The sequence below is a fragment of the Henriciella marina genome (assembly GCF_027213945.1).
Taxonomy (GTDB): domain Bacteria; phylum Pseudomonadota; class Alphaproteobacteria; order Caulobacterales; family Hyphomonadaceae; genus Henriciella; species Henriciella marina_A.
Genome location: NZ_JAPWGW010000006.1, coordinates 15,560 through 39,985, shown reverse-complemented (window position 1 = coordinate 39,985; position 24,426 = coordinate 15,560). Strand labels below are relative to the sequence as shown.

Here is a 24,426-nt window from a genome sequence, read left to right as displayed (position 1 = left end):
CGGAAAGCGGGGCCCTCGCGGCCCCGTTTTCTTATGACTCAAAGTATGGTCGGTCGCCTGCAATCGTCACACGCTCCATGACCCGCACATCCGGGAAATAGTCGCTCGCGGCATAATGCTGGCAGGCGCGGTTGTCCCAGAAAGCGATGGAGCCAACCTCCCAGCGGAAGCGGCATTGATACTCTGGTACGGCCGCCTGACTGTAGAGATGCTGTAGAAGCCAGTCGCTCTCTTTTTCCGACAAGTCCTTGATGTGGCTGGTGAAAGCCGTGTTCACATAGATCAGGCGCTCGCCAGTTTCGGGATGCGTGCGGATCACCGGATGCTCCTGCGGCGGGAACTTGGCGTGCAGCTCTTTCGGGTCCTTGCCAAGGCGTTTTGCGAAGACCCGGGCGATGTCGTGAACCGCCGTCAGGCCACAACAGAATTCCTTCATCTTTTCTGACAATCCCTCATAGGCGGAAACCATGTCTGAAAAGAGCGTGTCACCGCCAACCTGCGGAAGCTCGACCGCTCGAAGCACCGAGCCAAGCGAAGGCTCTGTTCGCCAGGTGACGTCAGAATGCCAGGCGTTCTCCTGACCCTTATTGCTGGCATTGTGCGTGATCCGCAGGACTTCAGGGTCTTCCTGGTCCTTTGGTGTGGCAGGATGGATTTCCAGCTCACCAAACTTGCGCGCGAATTCGATATGATGGCTGCGGGTGATGGACTGGTTCCGGAAGAAGATAACCTTGTAACGAAGCAGCGCCTCCCGGATCTCGGTGACCATAACCTCGTCCATCGGCTGTGAGAGATCGATCCCATGCAGTTCAGCGCCAATCGCAGGCGATAACCGCCTTGCCTCGAAGCGTGCAAACGCTTCGGCTCCAACATGTATGTTCATTCCGCGTCCTCCCGGTTCTCTTGTTTTTCGCAGTCTACGCCCAAAGCCACGAAACCGGAAACAAGCGGAACGCGAGGGGCGCCCCAGCATTGTTCTCTAATCAAGTACTGGAGTTCAAAATGGGTATCGAAATTCTCTATTTCGTCGGCGCGATCATTCTGTTCGTCGTCCTGATATGGGCCGTCACACGGTCCAGGCTTAAATCGCCAAAAGCGCGTGCAATCCGCGAAGAGGCCGCGCGCGAGGAGTACAAGAATCCTGAACAATTTGAGCAAGACAAGGACAAGCTCGCCGCGAAAGCCGAGCAGGCAGAGAAAGACGCACGCAAATAGGCCAGCAAGTGCTGCAGTCTGGCACCGGCTCGAGGTGGAAACTCGCGCAGAACGCTGCCATATTGCGGGCCTAGCTAGTCCTGAGGCCGTTCCATGTCCGAAGCAGACCTGATTACACCCGTGCGTAACGGCGAAATCCGCATCCATGATGAGGCGGGCTTTGAAGGCATGCGCAAGGCAGGGCGGCTGGTTGCCGAATGCCTCGACATGCTGGTGCCAGAAGTCAGACCAGGTATTACGACGGCGCGGCTCGATGATCTCATCCGCGAATTCGTCTATGATCATGGCGCGCAGTCGGCGACGATTGGTTATCGCGGCTACCGTCATGCCTCATGCATCTCGCTCAACCATGTCATCTGTCACGGCATCCCGGGCGACCGCCCGCTGAAGGATGGCGACATTGCCAATATCGACGTCACCGTCATCGTCGACGGCTGGCATGGCGACCATTCGCGGATGTACGCCGCCGGCACGCCAAAGCGTAAAGCTGAGCGCCTGATGGACGTCACGTATGAATCGCTGATGGCCGGCATCGCTGCCGTAAAACCCGGTAATCGGTTCGGCGACATCGGCGCCGCTATCTCTAAGGTCGCCGCCAAGAACCGCCTGTCCGTTGTCGAGGACTTCTGCGGCCACGGCCTCGGCCAGCTTTTCCATGATGAGCCGAACGTTGTCCATTCCGCGCGCGCTGGTACAGGCCCGGAGCTGAAGCCCGGCATGTTCTTCACAATCGAGCCAATGCTCAACCTTGGCCGCAAGGATGCAGCAATTCTGCCCGATGGCTGGACCGCCGTCACGCGCGACCGCCAGCTTTCGGCTCAGTTCGAACACTCAATCGGTGTGACGGAAGACGGCGCCGAAATTTTCACGACCTCACCAAAGGGTTGGCACACCCCGCATACGGTCGAGTTTTAGCCTCCCTACTCCGGTTCGGGCGGGGCGTAATAAGGCGCCGCGGCCGCTGGCATCATTTCCATTGAAATCTCGATGCCGTGTTCAGCGGCGAGCTGTCCGATCACAGCGCCGACAGCCTCAGGCGACGTCGGCTTGCCTTCAGCGAGGCGTGGGCTCACACTTTGCAGAAACTGCTCGAATGAAGCCCCGGTGGTAATCATGAGAAGCTGCGTCTCTGTGTCAGAGCCATTCCAGAACATGTGAGCGTTGCCGCGTTTCAGAGCCGCAAAGTCACCGTCAGAGATGCGTTTGACAGAGCCCTCAGAGAGAAGATCGAGCGTACCTTCAAGCACGTAGAAGTACTCATCTTCCTGAGAGTGCGTGTGCGGCGGTGACCCAGGACTTTTGGGCGGCAGGATGAACTCATAAATCGTCACCTCGCCCATGCTTTCTTCAGACGATAGCAGCAGGCGCACTGGGTGAAACGGGTTTTCTACCGTCGCGCCTGTCTCGGCCGACACGAGTTTATCAGTGTGATGATGCTGATGATTGGCGGCGTGCTCCTCATGCTCACTATGCTCGTCATGCGCCTGATGCTGAGCATGCGCGCTATGGTCCTGCGCTGCCGCCGACATGCCGGCCCCAAAAGCAAGCACGCCACCTAGAATAATCCTGAACATAAGCCCCCCTCTTTCTGTTCTGTGCTCAGTTTTATCGGCCTTTCGAAAGTAGACAAGCTTGACGGGATGGCACGACCGGAACATTATAAGAACAAGCAGTATGACGGAGACCCATGATGCGCGCTGTCGAAGAAGCTCCGCTGTTTGGACTTTCTCAGTCCAGGTCAGTTGCAGTTACAGCAAAGCCGCACTGGCAGGGCCACCGTGACCGGCTGCGGACAAAGCTGATCGAGCGCGGCGCGATTGCGCTGGAAGACTATGAGCTTCTGGAAACGCTGCTCTTCGCTTTCATCCCTAGGCGGGATGTCAAACCCATATCGAAAGCCTTACTAGCACGCTTCGGGTCGCTCAGCGCCGTCCTGTCCGCTCGCCCGGCGGACCTTATCAAGGTTGCAGGCGTCGGCGAAACGGTCGCTGCATATCTGAAGGCGACAGCAGAGATCGGTGCGCGTGCCTCGCGCGAAACGCTCGCCGCGCGAACCGTTATTTCGAGCTGGTCCGCCTTGACCGACTATGTAAAGCGCGAGCTCCAACATGAGGGCCGCGAGCAGTTTCGCGTCCTTTTTCTCGACCGAAAGAACCAGCTGATCGTCGATGAGATCATGGGCCACGGCACGGTCGATCACGCCCCTGTCTACCCGCGCGAAATTGCGCGGCGCGCGCTAGAGCTCCAAGCGTCCAGCTTGATCCTTGTTCACAATCACCCTTCAGGTGACCCCACGCCATCGCGCGCAGATATTGATATGACACGGGCCATCATCGATGCGCTCGATGCCCTCGAGATCACGGTTCATGACCATCTTATCGCTGCCAGGGCAGGTGTTACCAGCTTCAAGGCGCAAGGCCTTATCTGACGGCGTTGCATCCCTGCTGCTGCAAGGGATGGCTGTAGCCCCTAAAAAGCGTTATGACCTGCCCATCGGCCCATGATGTGCACAAGGTACACTCGACTGCGGCCGGGCCGCGATTTGGTTGCGGCCGACGATATTGACCGAAAGCCCCCTTAAATGACCGACCAAACTGCCATTGTCCCTGCGCTGGGCCAGGCTCTTGCTGCGCGTGGATATGACCAGCTGACCCCTGTGCAATCTGCCATGCTCGACCCGGAAATCGCGGCGGCAGACCTGCTCGTCTCCGCACAGACAGGTTCCGGCAAAACGGTCGCTTTCGGCATCGCCATGGCCCCTTCCCTGCTGATGGGCGCCGAAAAGCTACAACGTCCCGGGTCACCACTCGCGCTGGTTGTTGCGCCGACGCGCGAACTCGCCGTGCAGGTTCACCGGGAATTGAACTGGCTGTATGCGGAAGCTGGCGCGCGTGTCGTGTCCTGCGTCGGCGGGATGGACCCGCGCGAGGAGCGCTCTGACCTGATGAAGGGCGCGCATATCGTTGTTGGTACGCCGGGCCGCCTCGTAGATCATCTCAATCGCGGCAGCCTTGTGCTCGATGACATTCGCGTCGTCGCCATGGATGAAGCTGACGAAATGCTGGATCTCGGCTTCCGCGAAGAACTGGAAACCCTGCTGAGCGCCGCACCGGAAGACCGTCGCACGCTCCTCTTCTCCGCGACAGTGTCAAAGCCGATCGCGCGCCTCGCAGCGACGTTTCAGCGCGACGCGATCCGCATCAACACCATTTCAGATTCAGACCAGCACGCCGACATTGATTACCGCGCGCATGCTATCGCGCCATCCGATGTCGAGAACGCGATCATCAATGTCCTGCGCTTCCACGAAGCCAAGAATGCGCTCGTTTTCTGCAAGACGCGCGCGAATGTGAACCATCTGCTCGCACGCTTCCACAATCGCGGCCTGAGCGTTGTTGCCCTGTCTGGTGAGCTTAGCCAGAGCGAACGCACGCACGCACTGCAAGCCCTGCGCGATGGCCGCGCCAATGTCTGCGTTGCCACCGATGTCGCTGCGCGCGGCCTCGACCTGCCCGACCTGAACCTCGTCATTCATGCGGACCTGCCAACCAATCGCGAAGCCCTGCTGCACCGCTCTGGACGTACGGGCCGCGCAGGCCGCAAAGGCGTCAGCGTTCTGATCGTCCCGTTTAAGGCCCGCCGCCGCATCGAGCGCCTGCTGCAGGATGCCCGCGTCGAGGCAAGCTGGACCGACGCACCGGGCGCCGATGACATTCGCAAGCGCGATGATGAGCGCCTGCTCAATCATCCATCCCTGACTGAGACAGCAAGCGCCAGCGACCATGAAATGGCGCGGATGCTGATCGACATTCACGGCGCCGAACAGGTGGCCGCCGCCTTTGTTGCACATCATCGCGCCCGCCGGTCTGCCCCTGAAGAACTGATGGCCGTTCCCGAATACCGCCCAACCGACAAGCGCGACCGGCCGCCCCGCGGCGATGGTCCTCGAGGTGATGTGCCACGCCGTGAGCGGAGCGATCGCCGTGAGCCGCGCGCAGAACGCAACGACTTTGACGACAGCGTGTGGATCAACCTTTCGGTTGGCCGCAAATCGGGCGCAGACCCGCGCTGGCTGCTGCCAATGCTCTGCAAGGCTGGCGGCCTTCACCGGACCGACGTGGGCGCGATCCGCATTGAGGACGCCCATACGCGCGTCGAGCTGAAAGCAGAAAGCGCGCAAGGGTTCCTCGAACATGTCGGGCCTGACGGCCGGCTCGAGAAATCGATCTCTGCCTGGCGCGAAGGCGACAAGCCAGCCGGCTGGACTGAAGGCTCTGCCCCCGCCCGCCGGGAACGCCGTGACGACCGCGATTCAGACCGCCCGGCAAAGAAGCGTTCCGGCCCGCCATCCGGCCCACGTTCTGACAAGCGCCCTGGCGGCAAGTTTGCAGGCAAACCGCGCGCTGAAGGCAAGCCAGCCCGCAAGCCGCGGCCAGTCCCGCCATCGCAACTGGAAGACCGCGCACCTGAACGGCCAAAGTCTAAAAAGCCGGGAAAACCAAAAGCTCGCCGCTTTGATCCAACGGCTGAAAAGCCCCCGAAACGCCGTAAGCCAAAACAAGGCGAGTGATGGTCGGGTTGGCGCTGCGCCAATGTGACGGCGCTGGCTTTCTATTGGCTGGGACAAACAAACGGGTTCATAGTCGAAACTGACAGGCAGGCAGGACTTGGCGCATGAACTGGACGGTGTTGGACTTTGTAATTGCCGGACTTCTAATGGCGGCCCTCGGCCTGGCCCTCGTTCTGCTTTTCCGCCTGAAACGTAGCCGCGCCTACAGGGCCGGACTGTTCCTGTTCATTGTAACCTCTGTGCTCCTCATCATCGTAATTGGCGCCGTCGGTATTATCGGCGGATCGGAGAACGACGCGAACATGCTCTATGTCGCCGCACTCGGCGCGGCCTGGCTTGGCGCTCTGATGATGAGGTTTCGCTCCAGCTGGCTAGCCCGATTCTTGAGCGTGCTGGCCCTTGCCTACATTTTCGTCGCCGCGTCGGCGGTGATACTCCGCTGGGGTCAGGCGGGTGCCGCCTGGCCGTGGGATATCCTGATCGCAAGCGCCGTGTATGCCATTCTCTGGCAGGTCAGCGCCTGGCTGTTCGGCCTCGATGCGGACATCCGCACTTTAAAGGGCAACCGTCCCTGAAGCTGCGCTGGAAAACCGGCCCCTGCCCCATAGTTTCCTCTTCGAGACGCGCAGAATGGCGCGCCATATCGATGACAGGAGACACGAATGGGCCTGCTGAATAACGGCATCTGGCAAGACAAATGGTACGACACTGACAGCACGGGCGGACGCTTTGAGCGTCATAAGAGCCAGTTTCGCAACTGGATCACGCCGGATGGCTCTGCTGGCCCTGAGGGCAAGGCGGGCTTCAAGGCCGAAGCAGGTCGCTATCACCTCTATGTGTCCTATGCTTGCCCGTGGGCCCACCGCGCGCTGATCTTCCGCAAGCTCAAGGGCCTAGAGGACATGATCGGTGTCTCCTACACGCACTGGTTCATGGGTGAGAATGGCTGGACGTTCAGAAACGACCCTGACGGCATTGTCGGCGACAAGCTGTTCGGCTCAGACTTCATGTATGAGATCTATCTGAAGGCGGACCCCCACTATACCGGACGCGTGACGGTGCCGACGCTCTGGGACAAGCAGCAGAACACCATCGTCAGCAATGAGTCCGCCGACATCATCCGCATGTTCAATTCAGCTTTCGATGGCGTTGGCGCAGCTGAAGGCGACTGTTACCCAAACGACAAGAAAGCCGAAATCGACGAGGTCAATAAACGCGTCTACCACACTGTAAACAATGGTGTTTACAAGTCAGGGTTTGCGACCGCCCAGGCCGCCTATGAAGAAGCGGTCTTTCCGCTGTTTGAGTCGCTGGACTGGCTGGACGAGAAGCTCGGCAAGTCGCGCTTTCTGACCGGCGACACGCCAACCGAGGCTGACTGGCGTCTCTGGACGACGCTCTACCGCTTCGACCTCGTCTATTACGGGCACTTCAAATGCAATATTAGACGCCTCGTCGACTACCCAAATCTCTGGCCCTATGCGCGCGACCTCTATCAATGGCCGGGTATCGCCGAGACGGTGAACCCGATGCACGCCCAGCGCCATTATTATGAGAGCCACGATATGGTGAACCCGACCCGCGTTGTTCCGGCCGGGCCTGACATCGACTGGGAGAAGCCGCACGGGCGCGCCTGACCCGGCGTCCTGCTGGACAGGGCGAAGGGCAATCGCCACACTTCCGGATATATAAAAACTCCGGGAGGTTCTCATGAAATCGATCTGTCTGGCACTCGGTGCCGTTGCCCTGTCCGCTGCGCCGTCTTTCGCGCAGGAGACAGCTACGGATGCGGATTGGTACCCGTCGGAGTATGGCGCGGATGACCGACTTGGTGCCGTCGCCAATCTTAGCGAAGAGAAGACGGCGGCCGCCGCCAGGCTGATCGAGACCGGCAAGACGTATGCGCTGGGCCAGATCACGAGCCGTGAGACGCCGGCCTATGCGCCGCGCCGCTACGACGTCTATGTCATGCAACCGTCTGACGGATCGGGCACGCCACTGGGCGAGAACAAGGCCGTCGGCAATGACGATCTCGTCCAGACCTTTGTCGGCATCGGAAGCCAGATCGACGGCCTCGGCCATATGGGCATTGATCACCTCTACTATAACGGCCTTCACGTATCCGAATTCGTCACGCCAGCGGGCCTGACGCAATTGGGCACGCAGGACATTCCACCGATCGCGACACGCGGCGTTCTGCTCGACATGACGGCCGTCTTCGGACAGAGCCCGGTGCCTGACGGCACCGCTTTTAACCGCGCCGAAATTGAGCAGGCTGCTCAACGCGCTGGGGTAAACATTGAGAAAGGCGACGTCGTTCTCTTCCACACGGGAGCCATGGAAGCGCATGGCGATTCAACCGAGCTGATGGCGACCCATCCCGGTCTTGGCGTGGAAGGCGCGAACTACCTCGCTGACCTAGGCGTCGTTGCCATCGGCGCCGACTCGACCGCGCTTGAAGCCATTCCTTTTGAGAATCCCGCGCGCCCATTTGAGGTTCACCAGACGCTTCTGGCCAAGCGCGGCGTCTATATTCTCGAAAACATGGTCACAACCGAACTGGCCGCTGATGGCGTGACCGAGTTCTTCTTCTCACTCGGTATTCCGCGCCTCAACGGCACCGTACAGGCCATAATCAACCCGGTCGCCATTCGCTAGATCATGTCCATCTGCAATGCCTGCCGCCGCGGCCATGACGTCCACTCATGGTCCGGCGGCACTTGCATGCACGGTACAACTGCACGACAACACGAATGAAGCGTCCGCACAGAGGCGATACGGGAGGTCTATATGAGCGATACGACAGCAACGGCTGGCCAAGGCCACATTACGGGTTTTGGCACTAAGGGTTACAGGTCCTTCGTCCTGATCTCGCTGATGCTGGTCTATACGCTGAACTTTATCGACCGAACGCTAATCACCGTTGTCGCGCAGCCGATCATCAACGAATTCAATCTGTCGGATACCCAATGGGGCCTTCTTGCGGGGCCTCCTTTCGCTTTCTTCTATGCCTTGATGGGTATTCCCATCGCGATGTGGGCCGACCGGTCCAACCGGGTCATGATCATCGTGATGTGCATCATCATCTGGTCGCTGATGACAGCGCTTTGCGGTGTGGCAAGCGGCTTTATCTGGCTGCTCATATTCCGCGTCGGTGTCGCAGTCGGCGAGGCAGGCTGTACGCCCCCGGCCAACTCGATCATCACAGACTATTTTCCGCCCAAAAGCCGCGCTGGCGCGCTTGGCATCTATTCGATGGGCGTCACAATTGGCGGTGTGCTGGCCCAGCTTTTTGGCGGCACGATCGCGGGCATCTCCGGTGAGGACTTTGGCGCATGGCTTGGATCGATTGGTGTCGGCGGTCTCTTTTCCGGCATCGACTGGAGCACGGTGGGCGGCTGGCGCATCGCGTTTGTCGTCGTTGGTTTGCCAGGCGTTCTGATCGCGCTGATCCTGCTTTTCACCATTAAAGAGCCACCACGCGGCTATTCAGACCCACCTGCGGAAGTGGACACGACGAAAAAGGTCGGCTTTTTCGATGCCTTCCGCGAATTCGGCGTGAAACCCACCTTCTGGTGGCTTTCCATGGGGGCCGCACTCGTGGCTTTCGTCGGCTACGGCCTGATCAGCTTCCAGGCCCCTTTCTTCCAGCGGGTCCATGGTATCGGTGTACGTGATGCGGCCGTCCTCTATGGCGCCCCGCTCGCAGCTGTTGCCGCCGGCGGCACCTTCCTGGGCGGCTTCCTTTCCGAAAAGCTTGAGGGTCGCTTTCCTAGCGCCGCAGCCTGGGTGCCGGGCATTGGGCTGCTCATCTCCGTGCCGACCTATGTCGGTGCATTCTTCGCGCCGACCATTGGCCTGGCTTTCATTCTCTGGATCGTCGCCGCCATTGCGCACTACGCCTATCTCGGCGCGCAATACACGGTGGGCACAGGCATTGTGAGCCCAAAATCGCGCGCGACAACGATCGCTGTCCTGCTGCTCATCGTCAGTCTTATCGGTAACGGTATCGGGCCGCTTTTCGTGGGCTTGATGTCTGACTTCTTCATGTCGGGTCAGATTGCAGCCGCGGGTCTCAGCGATATGGCAGCTGCATTCAATCCGCGCCTTTGCGGGACCGACCCTGCCGCTCTTGGCGAGAATGGCCCGGCGCTTTGTCAGGCCTATGCGGACGGTCTTCGCTACTCGATGGCGGCCACGGCCTGTTTCATGGCCCTGGCGGCGCTCTGCTACTTCATGGCCGCGCGTTACTTCGGGCGCGACCGGTACAATCCTGCTGTACCTGCTGCCGGTATGCATACCTGAGGCTGGCATGCAAAATTCGGGCTGCCCGCTGGCTTGCTGGCGGCCCGAAAAATGCTTCACCTGTGAAATTTCTTCAGCGACTCCTCCGAATTTTCTGGAATCCGGACGCCCATTTTGCTTTTGTGGCGCGAATCGAGAGCAGGCCTGTCCATCTGAATAATGGGGGCAGAGATCAGCGATGAGGGAGAAAGCTATGTCGACAGTTGACCAGGCGGCCGGCGCCGCGAGCGTGCCTAATTCCGGTTTTGGGACAAAGGGTTACCGATCCTTTGTGCTCGGCTCCTTGCTGCTTGTCTATGTTTTCAACTTCATCGACCGCTCAATCATCAACATCCTGACGGAGCCGATCAAGGCGTCCTTCGGCGTTGAGGACTGGCAGATGGGCCTTCTCGGCGGGCCAGCCTTTGCAATCTTGTACACAATGCTGGGTATTCCAATTGCCCGGTTTGCCGAACGCTTCCACCGGGTCTGGATCATCGCGATCGCTGTCTTCGTCTGGAGCCTGATGACCGCTCTCTGCGGCGTGGCAACATCATTCATTGTACTGTTCCTTTTCCGCGTCGGGGTCAGCGTAGGTGAGGCTGGCTGTACGCCGCCTGCGCAATCGCTCATTGCCGATTATTTCGTGCCCAAGAGCCGGGCGACGGCCGTGTCGATCTATGCGCTCGGCGTGCCACTTGGCGGCATGTTTGCAGCTGTTTTCGCTGGGTTCATCGTGGGCAATCTGGACGGTCCATCGCTTGCGGCCCTCTTCGAGGCCTGGGGCTGGAACTGGATGCTTGGTCTTCTCGACTGGCAAGCGGTTGAAGGCTGGCGCGTTGCGTTCATCCTCGTCGGCATACCCGGGATCATCCTTGCCTTCGTGGTGAAACTGGCAATCAAGGAACCACCGCGCGGCTATACGGATCCGGCCAGCGTGCAGACGCTGGCAAAAGCCAGCATGAAGGATGTCTTCAAGATCCTGTCTGAGAAGCCGACCTTCTGGCACATCGTCGCCGGGGCAACGATCGCCTCATTCGTAGGCTATGGGGTGGCACAGTTCACGACCTCATTCCTCGTGCGGACCCACGGCCTGAGCCTTGAAACGGCAGCGATTCTATTCGGCGTGATCATTGGTCTGATGGCGGCGATAGGCGTCTTCCTGTCAGGCTATCTCGCTGACCAGATGGCTGTGCGCCACCCCCGCGCACTTTGCTGGATGCCTGCGCTCGGCATGGGCCTTTCGGTGCCACTCTATGCCATGGGGTATCTCGCCCCAACCGTCTGGCTCGCACTGCCACCCCTTATGGCTGCCGCCACGCTCCATTATTTCTATCTCGGCCCAATGTACGCCATTGTCGGCGGTGTCGTGGACAGCCGGATGCGGGCGACGTCTGTTGCGGTCACACTTTTCATCGTCAACCTGCTTGGCTATGGTCTCGGACCGCCACTGATCGGCGTCCTGTCGACATTCCTCAAAAGCATTTTCCTGTCCGGTAACGACCTCGGCATGACACTTGAGACCTGCAAAGTGTTCACGGAACTGTCTGCTGATGCAGTCGCGACCTGTGCCTACGCAAACAGCGAAGGCCTGCGCTGGTCAATCATCGCTTTCTGCTCGCTCTATGGCTGGGCAGCGATCCACTATCTGCTGGCAGGCAAGACGCTCGTGCGTGACATGATGGCGAAGGAGCTCTAGCCAGCTTGCCATGGCGGTATACACCCAGGTCTCCGACGATGCGCTTGAGGCTTTCCTGGACGGCTATGACATTGGCCGCCCTCGAAGCTTCAAGGGTATCGCGGAAGGGGTAGAGAACTCGAACTACTATCTCGAGACTGACCAGGGCCGCTTCATCCTGACCCTGTTCGAAAGAAGGGCAGATCCCAAGGACCTGCCCTATTTCATTGCCCTGAAGCAGCACCTCGCCGCCCGCGGCTTCCCCTGCCCGGCGCCGGTGCCAGCCCGCGATGGCGCGCCGCTTCAGACGCTTGAAGGGCGCCCTGCCCTTGTCGTCACCTTCCTCGACGGCCTGTCGCCCAGACGCCCCAATGCTGCGCAATGCCGGTCCATGGGCGAGGCCCTCGCCGGTATGCATGCCGCCCTCTCTGATTTTGATCAGGTGCGCGAGAACGCGCTCGGTCCTGCAAGCTGGCCGCTTCTGTGGGAAGGCCGCAGTCAGACCGCAGAAGAGCTGCAGCCTGGTCTCGCAGCGCTCATCGAGGAGGATCTGGCAGAGACAGCAAAGGCGCGGCCGCAAAGCCCGTATCTGCCGCGCGGGACGATCCACGCCGACCTCTTCCCGGACAATGCTTTCTTCCTCGACAACAAATTCTCCGGCGCCATCGACTTCTATTTCGCGTGCACGGATGCCCTCGCCTATGACCTTGCGGTCTGTCTCAACTCGTGGGCCTTCGAGGATGGGCGCGAGTATAACTACTCCAAGGGCGCGGCGATGATCGCAGGCTATGAAAGCGTCCGACCGCTGAAGGAAGCCGAGCGCACCGTTCTTCCGCTCCTCTGCCGGGGCGCCGCGCTGCGTTTCTTCATGACGCGTCTCGTCGATTGGACCGATACGCCGGCCGATGCGCTGGTACGCCCCAAGAATCCGCTCGAATATGCCGACCGGCTGACCTTTCACCGCCAGGCGCAAACGGTCGCCGATTATGGTGGCTGATTCTCAATTCGATGAACTTCGGGTCGTGAGGCATGGCTGAAAATTTACCGTCCAACAGTGTTCAGAGAGCGATCAGCGGGCGTCTTGTGGCCGCCGTTCCAATATCACCCGTGCTTGGCGGCTTGGTCGCAGCAGAACTTGTCGCGATGATCTTCTTCCCCAAGGAGATTTTTTCGTGCTGCTAAGCGACTCGGTCACTTACCGGCCCGCTACGCCTCCTGAAATCTTCGAAACGCTTGGCTCTATAGCGATCTTGGGCAGTACCCTTGGGGCAGTTTTGGGATTTCCAGCAATGTTACTTGTCGGCCTCCCCGCGCATGTATGGCTGATTTCGACGCGTCGAACAGCCTTGGCTTATTATGCGAGTTTCGGCTCCGTGGCTGGAGTTATCGCCAGCTTCGCCTTCGGCTATATCCAAGACCCAAAAATGTGGACCTGGATTTTTTCGGAAATCCACTACGTGCTCGTGGGGATCGTTGCGCCCGGGGCGATGGCAGGCGCTGTATCCGCCATAACGCTCTTTCTCGTCTCTCGACCTGATAAAGCTCTCGCAGAATGAAAAGCGCGGCCTCTGACCTTCATTCAAAAGCAAAGCCTCACCGGTCCGAGTCTCGCGACTATGGCTCGGCAGCGCCAACTAAGATCAAACGCGTTCTCCTGGGCGTCTTTCTGTGCGGGATCGCAGCGAGCCTGCTCGTTGCTCTGATCGCAGGGATCGCTCTCTTCGGGATCACCATTTCCGCCGACATTGCTGGATCGACGACCTATGGCATGTCTTCAGGAGACGGCTTTCTGGCCGGAGCATTCCTGAGCCTCGCATTCTGTAGCCTCAACTGGTTCGTTTTTTACATCGTCGTCCCGGTAACTTGGATCGTGCTCGCTTTCTCCATAGGCCGGTTTCCCAGACGAGCAATTGGGCGGCCAGCCGCCTATCTGCGATGGAGCGCTATCTGGGGCGCTTTGCTGGCAGGCGGCGTCTCGAGCCTGTTCACGCTCAACATCTCGCTCACTGCCTGGATAGGCGCATTGACCACCGGAGGAACCGTCGGTGCCCTCGCCGGTATCATCTGCGGGTGGTTGTTCATTGCAATCGTCCAGCCTGCGCGTCAGTTGGCCGACAGCACAGCGGATGTATTCTAGCGCCACTGGCGGATTGACCGCGCCAGCGAAACACGCAACCCAGAGCGCCATGTCAAAGCTCGTAGAAATCTGGACAGACGGTGCCTGCAGCGGCAATCCCGGCCCTGGTGGTTGGGGCGCTCTGCTTAAATCTGGCGACCATGAAAAAGAGCTGATGGGCGGCGAATATGAGACCACCAATAACAGGATGGAGCTTATGGCCGCGATCGAAGGGCTCAACGCCTTAAAGCGTCCGTCCAAGGTCCGCCTGCACACTGATTCGACCTATGTGAAAGATGGCCTGACCAAGTGGATCCATGGCTGGAAGCGCAATGGCTGGAAGACAGCATCGAAAAAGCCGGTCAAGAACAAGGATCTCTGGCAAGCTCTTGAGACAGCCTGCAAGGCTCACGACATCGAATGGATCTGGGTGAAAGGTCATGCAGGCGACGAGGGTAATGAGCGCGCCGACGAACTGGCCCGCCTCGCCGCACGCCAGAAGAAAGACGCCTCAGCGCTTTAAGCGCTTCAAAGAAAGAGGCGGCACCGGATACCGGTACCGCCTCCAATCCGTTGGCTTTCATGACAATCAGGCGTTCGCCGAAGCTTTCGTGCCGAGGAAGCCGCGCAGGCGGTCCTCAATGATGTCATGCGCTTCCTGCATGATACGGTCGATCAGCTCCTTACAGGTCGGGATGTCGTAGATCAGGCCTGCAACCATGCCGCATGACCATGCGCCGGCATCCATCTCACCTTCCTTCATGATCTTCGGATAGACGCCAGCGACTTCCTCAATGATGTCCTCGAACTTGATGTCGGAGCCGAGGCGCTTTTCCTTCTCGAGGAGGCGCTCAACGCCAGCATTTTTCAGCACGCGCTCTGTGTTGCGCAGCGGGCGCATGACGAGGCGCGTGTCGAGTTCGGTCGCAGCCACGATAGCCTGCTTCACATTCTCATGCACAGGCGCTTCCTTCGTCGCGATGAAGCGGGTGCCCATATTCATGCCCTGCGCGCCCATGGCGAGCGAGGCAACCAGCGAACGGCCATCAGCCTGACCGCCGGACGAGACGAACGGAATTTCCAGCTCATCGGCGGCGCGCGGCAGGAGGATCATGTTCGGCACATCGTCTTCGCCGGGGTGACCGCCGCACTCAAAACCATCAACGGAAACCGCGTCACAGCCGATGGACTGCGCCTTCAGCGCATGGCGGACAGCGGTACATTTGTGGATGACCTTGATGCCATTGTCCTTGAGGATCGGCAGGACCTGCGCCGGGTTGTTGCCCGCCGTCTCGACCGCTTTGACGCCGCCCTCAATGATGGCCTTGATATAGCCAGGATAATCCGGCGGGTTGACCGATGGCAGGAAGGTGAGGTTCACGCCGAACGGCTTGTCGGTCATGTCCTTGCAACGGGCAATTTCATTGGCGAGATCGGCAGGCGTCTTCTGGGTCAGCGCCGTGATGATGCCGAGGCCGCCGGCATTGGAAACGGCTGCCGCCATCTCGGCGAAACCGACATAGTGCATCCCGCCCTGGATGATGGGATGCTCGATGCCGAACATTTCGGTGATGGCTGTCTTCATGGGTGTTTACCTCCGGCAAAATCTGGTTCTCGCAACCTGCCAAATAAGCACGGGCCGCGGCAAGCCTGCCGAAGGGGAAAGACGCAGCCCCTGCAACATTCTTCAACCGAGGCGACTGAACCGCGCCAACGTTTTCTCGCCAAGGCTGTCCTTTAATTCAGTCAGATAACTCTCAACCGCGCGCCACTGCCCGATGCCGGCGCTGTTGAGCGGCTGGCGGACCTGCTCACTGCTTGCTGTGCGGACCGCGCGCTCCGTCTCATGGAAGGACAGGCAGGCTGACTCAAAGCCGAGGCCGATACTTTCGAGCAGGCCGCGGATAACGCGGTCGGGCTCGGTCACCAGTTCCTCATAGTTCACACGGTGCACCCTGCCCGGCAGCACCTTATCCCAATGATCCATCAAGGAGAGATAACCATTATAGTAGGCGCCGATATCTCCAAGGTCGTAACTAAAGCCAACTCCGCTCGCGAAGTACTGCTTGTAGAGGCTGAGGCCGCAATCGAGCGGATTTCGCCGGACGTCGATGATGATGGCGTGCGGCAGCATTTTGTGGATCAGTCCGACATGCTCAAAATTATGTGGCAGCTTGTCGGTAAAGTATGGCGCGCCCTCCGCACGAAACATGGCACTGTCATTGATGTATTGCTGACCAAGTACGGTAAGGTCGGCTGCAGGGATCTGTCCTATCTTGTCGAGATAATCGCCGCCGAGCGTGTCGGCGCACACTTTGTGGGCGCGCCGCTTGATGGATGGCAAAACGGGCAGTTCCATTGTGCCCTCGACCTGTGAATGGCTGGCGAGGATTTGTTCGAGCAGGGTCGAGCCTGAGCGTGGCAGACCAAGAATGAAGATTGGTGTCGGGCCTGCCGCTGTCCGGCCAGCTTGCACCTTAAGCGCCGCCCGATCGAACCCTTGCTCCAATCGCTTGATGGCAGCAGAGAATTGAGCGCGATCGAACCGGGGCCCGAGAGCGCGACCTTCATTCTGTGCGAACGACGCCTGTAGAGTATTCGCGCTGGTGTATGCCTTCATCGCGCGGGCTTGATCGCCGGGCGTATCGGCTGCCCGGGCGAACGCAAATGCCATCTGCGCCTTCTGCTGCCGGTTTATGCCGGATGAGGTGAGAAGTTCGCGCATCGCAGCCTTCTCATTGTCGGTGAACCCATAGGTCTTCAGATCGGCCAGTCCCCACCAGGCCGCTGCCTGCGCTGGGTAAAGACGAAGGCTCTCATGAAACGCCTCAATAGATGCACCCTTGATCCCGAGTATCCTTAGAAGTTGCCCCCGCATCAGAAAGACTTCACTCAACGCTCGCGCGTCGTTTGCCGCGAGCACCTCGGCACGATCACACAAGGCAAGCGCCTCCTCGTTCTGGCCATAGCGCAGGAGGACAGTGAGTAACCGATGGATGGTCCCAAAGCTGTCATCCAGCTGAGCGAGATCGCGTGCCGCCTCTACAGCGGCCGCATAGTTGCCAGAATCCTCCAGCGCACTGATATGAAGCTCACGGAGTACAGGGTTGGCGGGGGCGTGGCTGAAACTGTCCGACAGCTGAGCCGCCGCTTTCTCGTGATCGCCGCGAGCGCGCGCGAGATGCGCGAGCGTGAACACAGCGCGCGGATGACCGGGGACTTTTTCAAGCATGGCTTCAGCCATAGCGCGCGCATCTTCATAGCGTCTGGACTGAATGGCTTGCTGTATTTGCGTAAAGCCTTCCGGCATCGGATCGGCCCGCTCAGCTTTTCGCATAGCGGTCAGGGCATCGCGGAATTCACCCGCCTCGTAATGCAGCCTCGACAGGCGAAGCCATAGAGAGAAGGCGCGTGGCTGACGTGCCAGGGCGGCCTTCAGCTGCGCAATTGCTTCAACCCCCTGACCCTCATGGGCAAGGCGGTCTACAGTCTCCAGCAGCGCTTCATTCGTTTCAGGCATGACATCCCGAATAACAAGAAATGCGGAGGCTTTCGCCTCCGCATCCCGATTTTATCTTCAGATCAAACCTGAACCCTAGTGGGTGTAGGTCAGGCCAAGGAAGAAGAAGCGCCCACGTGGACCGACCGGCCAGGCCGTCTGCGTCGAGAATGGGTCCTTGTCAGCAATGTTGTTCACACCGCCATAGAAAGTGAACTGTTCGCTGAACTCATAGGAGGCGTTCACGTCGAAAATATAGCTTTCATCAAAGAAGCCTGCATTTCCGTAGAGCGCCTGATTGTCGTTGAGGCCAAGCACGTCTTCGATCTCGTCAACGGCCTGACGGCTGAGATACTGGGTCTGGAAGCCAACAGCCAGCGGACCGCGTGCCCAGGTCAGGCTCAGATTGCCCGAAAGCTCTGGCAGGAACAGTTCTTCAATTTCCGGGTCGACATCATCAGGGTCGAGCGGGTTGAAGTAACGGTCCAGCTTCTCCTGATAGGAGCCGACCAGCGTCGCACCGAACGTGTTTTCGCCGACATCGAAGGTGTAATTAGCGGAGAAGTCGACACCGCTTGCTTCCACCTGGGCGAAGTTGATCTGACCGGTTTCGAGACCGTTCAGGCCACCATCTGCACGCCGCGTGTATAGGTTACAGAAGTCGAGGCCCGGATAGTTCGTGGAGTCCAGACAGCCATCGAGGATATCGCCGGAGGCAACAGCAGAGATCGCGTCTTCGATGGACACGTCCCAATAGTCCACGGTCATCGAGAAGCCCGGCAGGAAGCGCGGCGTGAAAACTGCACCAATCGTGTAGGTTTCAGCCGTTTCCACATCGAGATCAGGGTTACCGCCTGACACGCCAGAAAAACGGCCGGTGAGCGGGTTCGTCCAGATATAGTTGCCTGATCCATCAAGGATCTGCCCCTGCGGGACACCCGCTGCTAGCAGGTCCGCCACGCAGTTCGCCTGCCGCACGCTGGAGCCGGCGCCCACATTTCCCGGATCACATGGGTCGGCGGTTGCAGAAACCGTGATCGGTAGACGCGGGTCGAACAGCTCCGAGATGTTCGGCGCACGCACAGCTTCAGAGACGGTACCGCGGAAGCTGATATCTTCGATCGGCGCCCAGGTACCACCCACTTTCCACGTGGTCGCTTCGCCCAGCGTGGAATAGCTGGCGAGGCGAACAGCACCGTCCAGTGTCAGCTCTTTCGCGAAAGGCCGGTCTTCGAAAACCGGCAGACGGACTTCTGCAAACGCATCATAGACGTCATAGCCGCCACCCGTATTGAACTGCTGGGTGTTATCGATGCTCGTGAAGGAGAAAAGCCACGGGCTGATCTGGCTAACCTGCGCGCCCGGCGTAAAGGACGTTGTTGGCGGCAGGATGCCGAGCGTAAGAGGGTCGAGCGTGCTAGTGCTGCGCTCGTCGCGATACTCAAGACCGGCGGCATAGCCGAGCGGGCCGTCGAGGACGTAGTCCATGACGTCGAAATTGCCGGTTGCGATGAGCGAGACCACCGTCTGCTCGAGCTTCAGCTCATCTTTCAGGTTCGATGTAACGAAGTCGCGCGCGGCCTGGCTCGTCGAGTAGGTACCGAACGGGTTGAGCGGCGCACAGGAGCCATCGCCCGGCGTGAACGAGTAATAAGCATTCGACGAATAGAAGCCGTCCGCATAGCCATTGCCACCTGCGAAATAGTCGATTTCGTAGAAGGCATTGGGGTCGAGATCGGACCGACAGACAATGTTGCCATTACCATCGTCGACGGCGTCAATCGCCGCGAAGACGCGATCAAGATAAAGGCCGGTATACTCATCGCGGCGCGTAAACTCACCGCGGTTTATCGAGCCTTCGATGAAGTGGCCGTCTGCAGGCTCCCATTCAAAGCCGGCGACGAAGCGCAGCGTTTCGCGCTCATATGTCGATGGGTTGTCATCACTCCAGTCGAGCGGGTCCTGCGTCAGAAGCAGACCGCCCGTGACTGCCACGACCGGATCAAGCTGGCTCGGGATGAACGGGTTGTCTGGCAGGATGAACAGCGTGTCGTAGAAGCTGTCTTGCTCAGCGAAGGTCGTGGATTCGGCGTTCACATACTTGCCTTCAAAGAAGACAGAGAAAGTCGGTGCCAGCTCATAATTGGCATTCAGGTTCAGAACGACTTTATCCGTGGCCGGATAGAGCGTGTCGCGGTTGAAACTGATCGCACCTCCATCACCACCAATGCCCCAGAGACCGTTAAGTACGATTCCGTCCTGGTTCACGCGCACCGATCCGTCAGGATTGGTCAGCCAGCAACCGGCAAGAAAGCCCACGCGGCCACCTTCCGACTCCTGACAGTCGGGGGTGCCATTGCCATTGATGTCGACATAGAGGGTGTTCCGACCCCCGAAGGTCGGCGCGATGGAGCCCTCCTGCGAGGTCAGCCAGAACCGGGGATCATTGATAACGGCGCGCGGCGGCGCATTCGGATCCGTCAGGGCAGCCGGGTTGGCTCGCGGCTCGACGCTGGCAATGCCGTTGTCGCGGGACCAGTCACGGTCGCCATAGGTGATGGCAGAATCGTCTTCATAGGTAAGCGCAAGGACAACATTACCCTTGCCATTGTCGAAGTTCTGACCGGCCAGAAGGTCAAAGGCGAAGTTCTCGGCATCGCCTTCGCCCGATACACCACCGCGAAGGTCTAGCTGAAGCCCCTCGAAGTCATCCTTGAGTACGAAGTTTACAACGCCAGTCACAGCGTCGGCACCGTAGACTGCGGACGCTCCGCCGGTCGTCACTTCGACGCGCTCTACGAGTGAACGCGGAATTGTGCCGACATCGACGGCCTGCGTACCGCGGAAACCAGCAACATGACGCCGGCCATTCACCAGCGTCAGCGTCCGCTCCTGGCCCAGGCCGCGAAGGTTCAGCGCGTTGGCGCCAGTATCCGACTGTTCGGCCGTCAGAGATGAAACGAGAGCTGGAATGTCATTGACGACATCGGCGAGGTTAAGCTCACCGGAAAGCTTGATCGCGTCTTCACCAAGTGACTGGACCGGAACCGAAGAGATAAGATTGGGGTCGGATGGAATACGCGACCCCGTGACGGTCACTGTCTGCTGGACGGCTGCTTCCTCCTCAGCTTCCGGTACTGTTTCAACTTCATCCTGCGCAAATGCGACGGGACCGGCAAAGGCCAACAGTGTTGTTGCGGCAACTCCAGACAGCAACAGACGTTGGAAACCTGCTTCTGTTCCCTGACGAACAAGTCTCATACTCTCTCTCCTCACACTCTCGAGAGATCGTACGGTGCTCGGCTATATTAATTTCCGTCAATGAAACTGGACAAATTCACGCCCGAAACGGGTTACTGTCCAGATTCTGGTCATTCGAGCCTTTATTATGGACAGTTCAATGCAGCAGTATTGAATGTTTCCTGATATGGTTTCAGCAGGGGAAACTGATCTTGAAGACAATTCTCGTTCACGGCGTGCCTGACACGCCGCAGATGTGGCAGCCATTGATCGACGCGCTTGCGGAGGATGGTCACACAAATTTGTCTGCCCCTGCCCTCCCCGGCTTCACATCTCTTCCGCCCTCCGGTTTTGATTGCAGCAAGGAGGCCTATGTCAGCTGGCTCATCTCCGAGATGGAACGTGCTGGTGCCCCAGTGAACCTCGCTGGGCATGACTGGGGCGCCCTGCTGGTCGTTCGTGCCGCTTCTCTGCGCCCCGACCTCGTCAACAGCTGGGCGGTCGCTAATGCCCTTCCAGAGCGCGATTACAATTGGCATCAGACCGCCCGCATCTGGCAGACGCCGCTATTGGGTGAGTTGTTCATGGCGCTGACAGGCAAGGACAGGCTGGCGTCCTCTCTCTCGTCTGCAGGTATGCCGCAGCCGCTTGCCAGGCATGAAGCTAACCAATGGTCGCCGCATATGCGCAGATCCATCCTGCGCCTCTATCGCTCAGCTAAGAATATTGCCGAAGAATGGACGCGCAATCTGGATAAGCTGCCCGAAAGGGGCCTCGTCTTCTGGGGGGATGACGACCCTTTCGTTCCGGTCGAGACGGCTCAGCGTTTTTGCGCGACCACCGGAACGCCCCTGCATCGGAACGCCAACACCGGCCATTGGTCTGTCGTCGAGAAAGCTCCAGAGTTTGCGGCGCTTCTGAAAGACCTCTGGAAAGGCTGACGCGCGGTCACGGCTTGCACGCAGGTTTCGCCTTGCGAAGATGCCTGTCATCCATGACCGGAGGCTACCATGCAGCTCACTTTCAGCCGTGACGAAGAAGCGTTTCGCCAAGAAGTCCGTGACTTCCTGGCCGAAAAGCTGACGCCAGAGCTGCGTCGCTACGCGTCGCGTATGACCAGCGTCTATGCCGACAAGGAAACAGCGCTCGTCTGGCAAGCGATCCTAGTCGATCAGGGCTGGGCTGCTCCATCCTGGCCTGTCGAATACGGCGGTTGCGACTGGAGCGTCGCCCAGCACTATATTTTCGACGTTGAAATGGCGCGCGCAGGTGCGCCGCCCCTCTCGCCCATGGGTATTGGTATGTGCGGCCCTGCCCTGATCGGCCATGGTTCGAAAGAGCAGCAGGACTACTACCTTCCTCGCATCCTTTCCGGCGAAGATTTCTGGTGCCAAGGGTATTCAGAGCCTCATGCGGGATCCGACCTGGCTGCGCTCACCATGAGCGCAGAGGATGATGGCGACGCCTTCATCTGTTCGGGGTCGAAAATCTGGACCACGCACGCCCACGAAGCGAACATGATGTTCTGCCTGGTGCGTACAGATGCGACGGGTAAACCGCAGTCCGGTATCACCTTCGTGCTGATCGACATGAATGCGCCAGGCGTCACTGTTGATCCGATCATCATGCTGTCCGGCGAGCATATCCAGAACGCCGTCTTCTTCGACAATGTGCGTGTTCCGAAGGCCAGTGTCGTCGGCGAGATCGACAAGGGTTGGACCGTCGCGAAATACCTTCTCGAATTTGAGCGGGGCGGTTCCTCCTATGGCCCGCGCCTTCTTCAGCGCATCTCAAGTCTACGACGGAAGGCGCACGCACTGGAGCGAATGACACCAGACCTCGATGCGCACCTCACCCAGGCCGAGATAGATGCCTCCACGCTTGAGGCGGCCGAACTGATGATGATGGCGGAACTGGCCGGTGGCGGGACGCCGGGTCTAAAGGCCTCAATGATGAAAGTGCGCGGCACCGAGCTTAGCCAACGCCTAACAGAGATTGGTCTCGACCTCGGCGGCCTGCATGTTCAGCCATTCCAGCCAGAACACACAGAAACGGGAGGGCCGGTTGTTACGCCCGCTACCTCGAATCAGGGGCTGGTCGGACCCGAAGGCCTTGTCACTGTGTCTGCGAAATACCTCAACGACCGGGCTGGCTCTATCTATGCCGGCTCAAACGAGATCCAGAGGAACATCCTCTCCAAGGGACAGCTTGGCCTCTAGTCACAGCGATACAATCCGCCAAAGAAAAAACCCCGCCGGCGAACCAGCGGGGTTTTCGTATTTCAAGTGAACGAAAGACCTATTCGTAGTCTTCCATCGCCTCAAGTTCAGCCTCGTGGCGGGCGCGGTCGTCCTTGCCCTTGGCTTCCTCGTCGCGGTCAACCAGTTCGATCACAGCAACCGGTGCGTTGTCGCCATGGCGGAAGCCGGCTTTCAGCACGCGGGTATAACCGCCATTGCGGTCCTTGTAGCGCTCACCGAACACTTCAAAGAGCTTTGCGACGGCATCCTTGCTGCGGACCTGGGCAATTGCCCGGCGGCGCGAAGCGAGGTCGCCTTTCTTGGCAAGCGTCACGAGCTTGTCCATGATCGGCTTCAGCTCCTTTGCCTTGGGGAGCGTCGTCACAATCTGCTCATGCTGGATCAGCGAAGCCGCCATGTTCGCGAACATCGCCTTACGATGCGCGCTGGTGCGGTTCAGCTTGCGGTGTGCAATTGCGTGGGCCATTTGCTTGGTCTCCTGCGCGCCCTCCCGGGCGGACGTTTAGAGGTGATCGTCGTATTTCTTGGCAAGTGCCTCGATGTCTTCTGGTGGCCAGTCCGGCACTTCCATGCCGAGATGCAGCCCCATACCAGCGAGGACTTCCTTGATTTCATTCAGCGACTTGCGGCCGAAGTTCGGGGTGCGAAGCATTTCGGCTTCCGACTTCTGGATGAGATCGCCAATGTAAACAATATTGTCGTTCTTCAGACAGTTTGCCGAACGGACAGACAGTTCGAGCTCGTCGACCTTCTTGAGAAGGACCGGGTTGAAACCAAGATCGGTTTCTTCGCTCGAAGAGGTGCTCTCGGTCTCAGGCTCATCAAAGGTGATGAAGAGCTGGAGCTGATCCTGGAGAATGCGGGCGGCATAGGCCACGGCGTCTTCCGGCGTAATCGCGCCATCCGTCTCAACTGAGAGGGTGAGCTTGTCATAGTCGAGCACGGTGCCTTCACGCGTATCTTCGACGCTGTAGCCAACGCGACGAACCGGCGAATAGATCGCGTCAACCGGGATGAACCCGATCGGGGCATCTTCAGGACGGCTTTGATCGGCAGGCACATAGCCTTTCCCGGTCGCAACCGTGAATTCCATGCGAACAGAAGCACCATCGTCGAGCGTACAGATAACGAGATCCGGGTTAAGGATCTTCACATCGCCAGACGTTTCAATCTGACCGGCTTTCACTTCACCCTTGCCATCAGCCTTGAGGATCATGCGCTTCGGCGTATCCGAAACCATGTCGATGGCGATTTGCTTCAGGTTCAGGACGATCGTCGTGACGTCTTCGCGGACGCCCGGAATGGACGAGAACTCGTGAACGACACCATCGATCTGGACACCGGTAATCGCGGCGCCCTGGAGCGAAGAAAGAAGAACGCGGCGAAGCGCGTTACCGAGCGTCGTGCCGAAGCCACGCTCGAGAGGCTCGATCACCAGCTTGGCGTGGCGGCGCGGGTCGCGGCCTGCCTCGACCTTCGGGCGGTTCGGGCGGATCAGTTCTTTCCAGTTACGGTCATTCACACTGGTCGCAGTATCGGCCATTCATGGCCTCCTTGGTCTTG

Annotated in this window: 21 protein-coding genes and 2 pseudogenes; 15 read left to right on the top strand and 8 right to left on the bottom strand. The window is 59.2% G+C overall.

Annotated features, from left to right (window positions below; genetic code table 11):
* Positions 1 to 31: 31 nt before the first annotated feature.
* On the bottom strand, positions 32 to 883 hold the full coding sequence (locus tag O4G74_RS15540) for a TauD/TfdA dioxygenase family protein (RefSeq protein ID WP_269403457.1): 852 nt from the start codon (positions 881 to 883) through the stop codon (positions 32 to 34).
* Positions 884 to 1,002: 119 nt separating this feature from the next.
* Between O4G74_RS15540 and O4G74_RS15535 the strand changes: the two genes are divergently transcribed.
* Positions 1,003 to 1,215 (top strand): hypothetical protein, encoded by a 213-nt coding sequence (locus O4G74_RS15535; RefSeq protein WP_269403456.1) that lies wholly within the window; start codon positions 1,003 to 1,005, stop codon positions 1,213 to 1,215.
* Between the two features lie 93 nt (positions 1,216 to 1,308).
* A complete protein-coding gene (map, locus tag O4G74_RS15530; protein ID WP_269403455.1) occupies positions 1,309 to 2,130 on the top strand; it encodes a type I methionyl aminopeptidase in 822 nt (273 codons plus the stop codon).
* 5 nt (positions 2,131 to 2,135) lie between these two features.
* On the opposite strand, the gene O4G74_RS15525 is transcribed toward map, so the two are convergent.
* Positions 2,136 to 2,789 (bottom strand): cupin domain-containing protein, encoded by a 654-nt coding sequence (locus tag O4G74_RS15525; RefSeq protein WP_269403454.1) that lies wholly within the window; start codon positions 2,787 to 2,789, stop codon positions 2,136 to 2,138.
* A 116-nt stretch (positions 2,790 to 2,905) separates the two neighbouring features.
* Between O4G74_RS15525 and radC the strand changes: the two genes are divergently transcribed.
* The 11 genes from radC to rnhA all read left to right on the top strand — a co-directional run bounded on the left by radC (position 2,906) and on the right by rnhA (position 14,386).
* Positions 2,906 to 3,643, top strand: a complete 738-nt coding sequence (gene radC, locus O4G74_RS15520; protein ID WP_419715409.1) for a RadC family protein — start codon at positions 2,906 to 2,908, stop codon at positions 3,641 to 3,643.
* Positions 3,644 to 3,796: 153 nt separating this feature from the next.
* Positions 3,797 to 5,785, top strand: a complete 1,989-nt coding sequence (locus tag O4G74_RS15515) for a DEAD/DEAH box helicase (protein ID WP_269403452.1) — start codon at positions 3,797 to 3,799, stop codon at positions 5,783 to 5,785.
* Between the two features lie 104 nt (positions 5,786 to 5,889).
* Positions 5,890 to 6,360 (top strand): hypothetical protein, encoded by a 471-nt coding sequence (locus O4G74_RS15510; protein WP_269403451.1) that lies wholly within the window; start codon positions 5,890 to 5,892, stop codon positions 6,358 to 6,360.
* Positions 6,361 to 6,447: 87 nt separating this feature from the next.
* Positions 6,448 to 7,422 (top strand): glutathione S-transferase family protein, encoded by a 975-nt coding sequence (locus O4G74_RS15505; protein WP_269403450.1) that lies wholly within the window; start codon positions 6,448 to 6,450, stop codon positions 7,420 to 7,422.
* A gap of 73 nt (positions 7,423 to 7,495) precedes the next feature.
* Entirely contained in the window at positions 7,496 to 8,443 is a 948-nt protein-coding gene (locus tag O4G74_RS15500) for a cyclase family protein (protein WP_269403449.1), read from the top strand.
* Positions 8,444 to 8,575: 132 nt separating this feature from the next.
* Positions 8,576 to 10,090, top strand: a complete 1,515-nt coding sequence (locus tag O4G74_RS15495; protein WP_269403448.1) for a spinster family MFS transporter — start codon at positions 8,576 to 8,578, stop codon at positions 10,088 to 10,090.
* 193 nt (positions 10,091 to 10,283) lie between these two features.
* On the top strand, positions 10,284 to 11,768 hold the full coding sequence (locus O4G74_RS15490) for a spinster family MFS transporter (protein ID WP_269403447.1): 1,485 nt from the start codon (positions 10,284 to 10,286) through the stop codon (positions 11,766 to 11,768).
* A 10-nt stretch (positions 11,769 to 11,778) separates the two neighbouring features.
* Positions 11,779 to 12,744: a homoserine kinase gene (thrB, locus tag O4G74_RS15485; protein ID WP_269403446.1), complete on the top strand. Its 966-nt coding sequence runs from the start codon at positions 11,779 to 11,781 to the stop codon at positions 12,742 to 12,744.
* A 175-nt stretch (positions 12,745 to 12,919) separates the two neighbouring features.
* Positions 12,920 to 13,303, top strand: a complete 384-nt coding sequence (locus O4G74_RS15480) for a hypothetical protein (RefSeq protein ID WP_269403445.1) — start codon at positions 12,920 to 12,922, stop codon at positions 13,301 to 13,303.
* Positions 13,300 to 13,884 carry a hypothetical protein gene (locus O4G74_RS15475; RefSeq protein WP_269403444.1) on the top strand — a complete coding sequence of 195 codons (585 nt, stop codon included), beginning with the start codon at positions 13,300 to 13,302 and terminating at the stop codon, positions 13,882 to 13,884. The genes O4G74_RS15480 and O4G74_RS15475 overlap by 4 nt, the downstream gene beginning before the upstream one ends.
* Before the next feature lie 49 nt (positions 13,885 to 13,933).
* Positions 13,934 to 14,386 (top strand): ribonuclease HI, encoded by a 453-nt coding sequence (gene rnhA / locus O4G74_RS15470; RefSeq protein ID WP_269403443.1) that lies wholly within the window; start codon positions 13,934 to 13,936, stop codon positions 14,384 to 14,386.
* A gap of 66 nt (positions 14,387 to 14,452) precedes the next feature.
* On the opposite strand, the gene O4G74_RS15465 is transcribed toward rnhA, so the two are convergent.
* From O4G74_RS15465 to O4G74_RS15455, 4 genes and pseudogenes are all read right to left on the bottom strand, one after another.
* Entirely contained in the window at positions 14,453 to 15,448 is a 996-nt protein-coding gene (locus tag O4G74_RS15465; RefSeq protein ID WP_269403442.1) for an NAD(P)H-dependent flavin oxidoreductase, read from the bottom strand.
* A gap of 102 nt (positions 15,449 to 15,550) precedes the next feature.
* Positions 15,551 to 16,318: pseudogene (locus O4G74_RS16500) on the bottom strand (sulfotransferase family protein); the annotation flags it as partial.
* Positions 16,319 to 16,972: 654 nt separating this feature from the next.
* A pseudogene (locus O4G74_RS16495) lies at positions 16,973 to 17,383 on the bottom strand (tetratricopeptide repeat protein); the annotation flags it as partial.
* 75 nt (positions 17,384 to 17,458) lie between these two features.
* Positions 17,459 to 20,623, bottom strand: a complete 3,165-nt coding sequence (locus O4G74_RS15455) for a TonB-dependent receptor domain-containing protein (RefSeq protein ID WP_269403440.1) — start codon at positions 20,621 to 20,623, stop codon at positions 17,459 to 17,461.
* Between the two features lie 191 nt (positions 20,624 to 20,814).
* Here O4G74_RS15455 and O4G74_RS15450 point away from each other — a divergent pair, with 191 nt between their 5' ends.
* Both O4G74_RS15450 and O4G74_RS15445 read left to right on the top strand, forming a co-directional pair.
* Positions 20,815 to 21,543: an alpha/beta fold hydrolase gene (locus O4G74_RS15450; RefSeq protein WP_269403439.1), complete on the top strand. Its 729-nt coding sequence runs from the start codon at positions 20,815 to 20,817 to the stop codon at positions 21,541 to 21,543.
* Between the two features lie 69 nt (positions 21,544 to 21,612).
* Positions 21,613 to 22,821, top strand: coding sequence for an acyl-CoA dehydrogenase family protein (locus O4G74_RS15445; RefSeq protein ID WP_269403438.1), 1,209 nt, complete (start codon positions 21,613 to 21,615; stop codon positions 22,819 to 22,821).
* 79 nt (positions 22,822 to 22,900) lie between these two features.
* Here the strand turns inward: O4G74_RS15445 and rplQ are convergent, their stop codons facing one another.
* Both rplQ and O4G74_RS15435 read right to left on the bottom strand, forming a co-directional pair.
* On the bottom strand, positions 22,901 to 23,329 hold the full coding sequence (gene rplQ, locus O4G74_RS15440; RefSeq protein ID WP_269403437.1) for a 50S ribosomal protein L17: 429 nt from the start codon (positions 23,327 to 23,329) through the stop codon (positions 22,901 to 22,903).
* A 36-nt stretch (positions 23,330 to 23,365) separates the two neighbouring features.
* Positions 23,366 to 24,385 carry a DNA-directed RNA polymerase subunit alpha gene (locus tag O4G74_RS15435; protein WP_419715408.1) on the bottom strand — a complete coding sequence of 340 codons (1,020 nt, stop codon included), beginning with the start codon at positions 24,383 to 24,385 and terminating at the stop codon, positions 23,366 to 23,368.
* Positions 24,386 to 24,426: the final 41 nt, after the last annotated feature.

Coding starts and splice junctions, on each gene's coding strand:
- O4G74_RS15500 (WP_269403449.1), top strand. CDS start 7,496: ATGAAATCGATCTGTCTGGCACTCGGTGCCGTTGCCCTGTCCGCTGCG.
- thrB (WP_269403446.1), top strand. CDS start 11,779: ATGGCGGTATACACCCAGGTCTCCGACGATGCGCTTGAGGCTTTCCTG.
- O4G74_RS15505 (WP_269403450.1), top strand. CDS start 6,448: ATGGGCCTGCTGAATAACGGCATCTGGCAAGACAAATGGTACGACACT.
- O4G74_RS15535 (WP_269403456.1), top strand. CDS start 1,003: ATGGGTATCGAAATTCTCTATTTCGTCGGCGCGATCATTCTGTTCGTC.
- radC (WP_419715409.1), top strand. CDS start 2,906: ATGCGCGCTGTCGAAGAAGCTCCGCTGTTTGGACTTTCTCAGTCCAGG.
- map (WP_269403455.1), top strand. CDS start 1,309: ATGTCCGAAGCAGACCTGATTACACCCGTGCGTAACGGCGAAATCCGC.
- O4G74_RS15490 (WP_269403447.1), top strand. CDS start 10,284: ATGTCGACAGTTGACCAGGCGGCCGGCGCCGCGAGCGTGCCTAATTCC.
- O4G74_RS15495 (WP_269403448.1), top strand. CDS start 8,576: ATGAGCGATACGACAGCAACGGCTGGCCAAGGCCACATTACGGGTTTT.
- O4G74_RS15540 (WP_269403457.1), bottom strand. CDS start 883: ATGAACATACATGTTGGAGCCGAAGCGTTTGCACGCTTCGAGGCAAGG.
- O4G74_RS15515 (WP_269403452.1), top strand. CDS start 3,797: ATGACCGACCAAACTGCCATTGTCCCTGCGCTGGGCCAGGCTCTTGCT.
- O4G74_RS15445 (WP_269403438.1), top strand. CDS start 21,613: ATGCAGCTCACTTTCAGCCGTGACGAAGAAGCGTTTCGCCAAGAAGTC.
- O4G74_RS15455 (WP_269403440.1), bottom strand. CDS start 20,623: ATGAGACTTGTTCGTCAGGGAACAGAAGCAGGTTTCCAACGTCTGTTG.
- O4G74_RS15465 (WP_269403442.1), bottom strand. CDS start 15,448: ATGAAGACAGCCATCACCGAAATGTTCGGCATCGAGCATCCCATCATC.
- rnhA (WP_269403443.1), top strand. CDS start 13,934: ATGTCAAAGCTCGTAGAAATCTGGACAGACGGTGCCTGCAGCGGCAAT.
- rplQ (WP_269403437.1), bottom strand. CDS start 23,329: ATGGCCCACGCAATTGCACACCGCAAGCTGAACCGCACCAGCGCGCAT.
- O4G74_RS15475 (WP_269403444.1), top strand. CDS start 13,300: ATGAAAAGCGCGGCCTCTGACCTTCATTCAAAAGCAAAGCCTCACCGG.
- O4G74_RS15510 (WP_269403451.1), top strand. CDS start 5,890: ATGAACTGGACGGTGTTGGACTTTGTAATTGCCGGACTTCTAATGGCG.
- O4G74_RS15525 (WP_269403454.1), bottom strand. CDS start 2,789: ATGTTCAGGATTATTCTAGGTGGCGTGCTTGCTTTTGGGGCCGGCATG.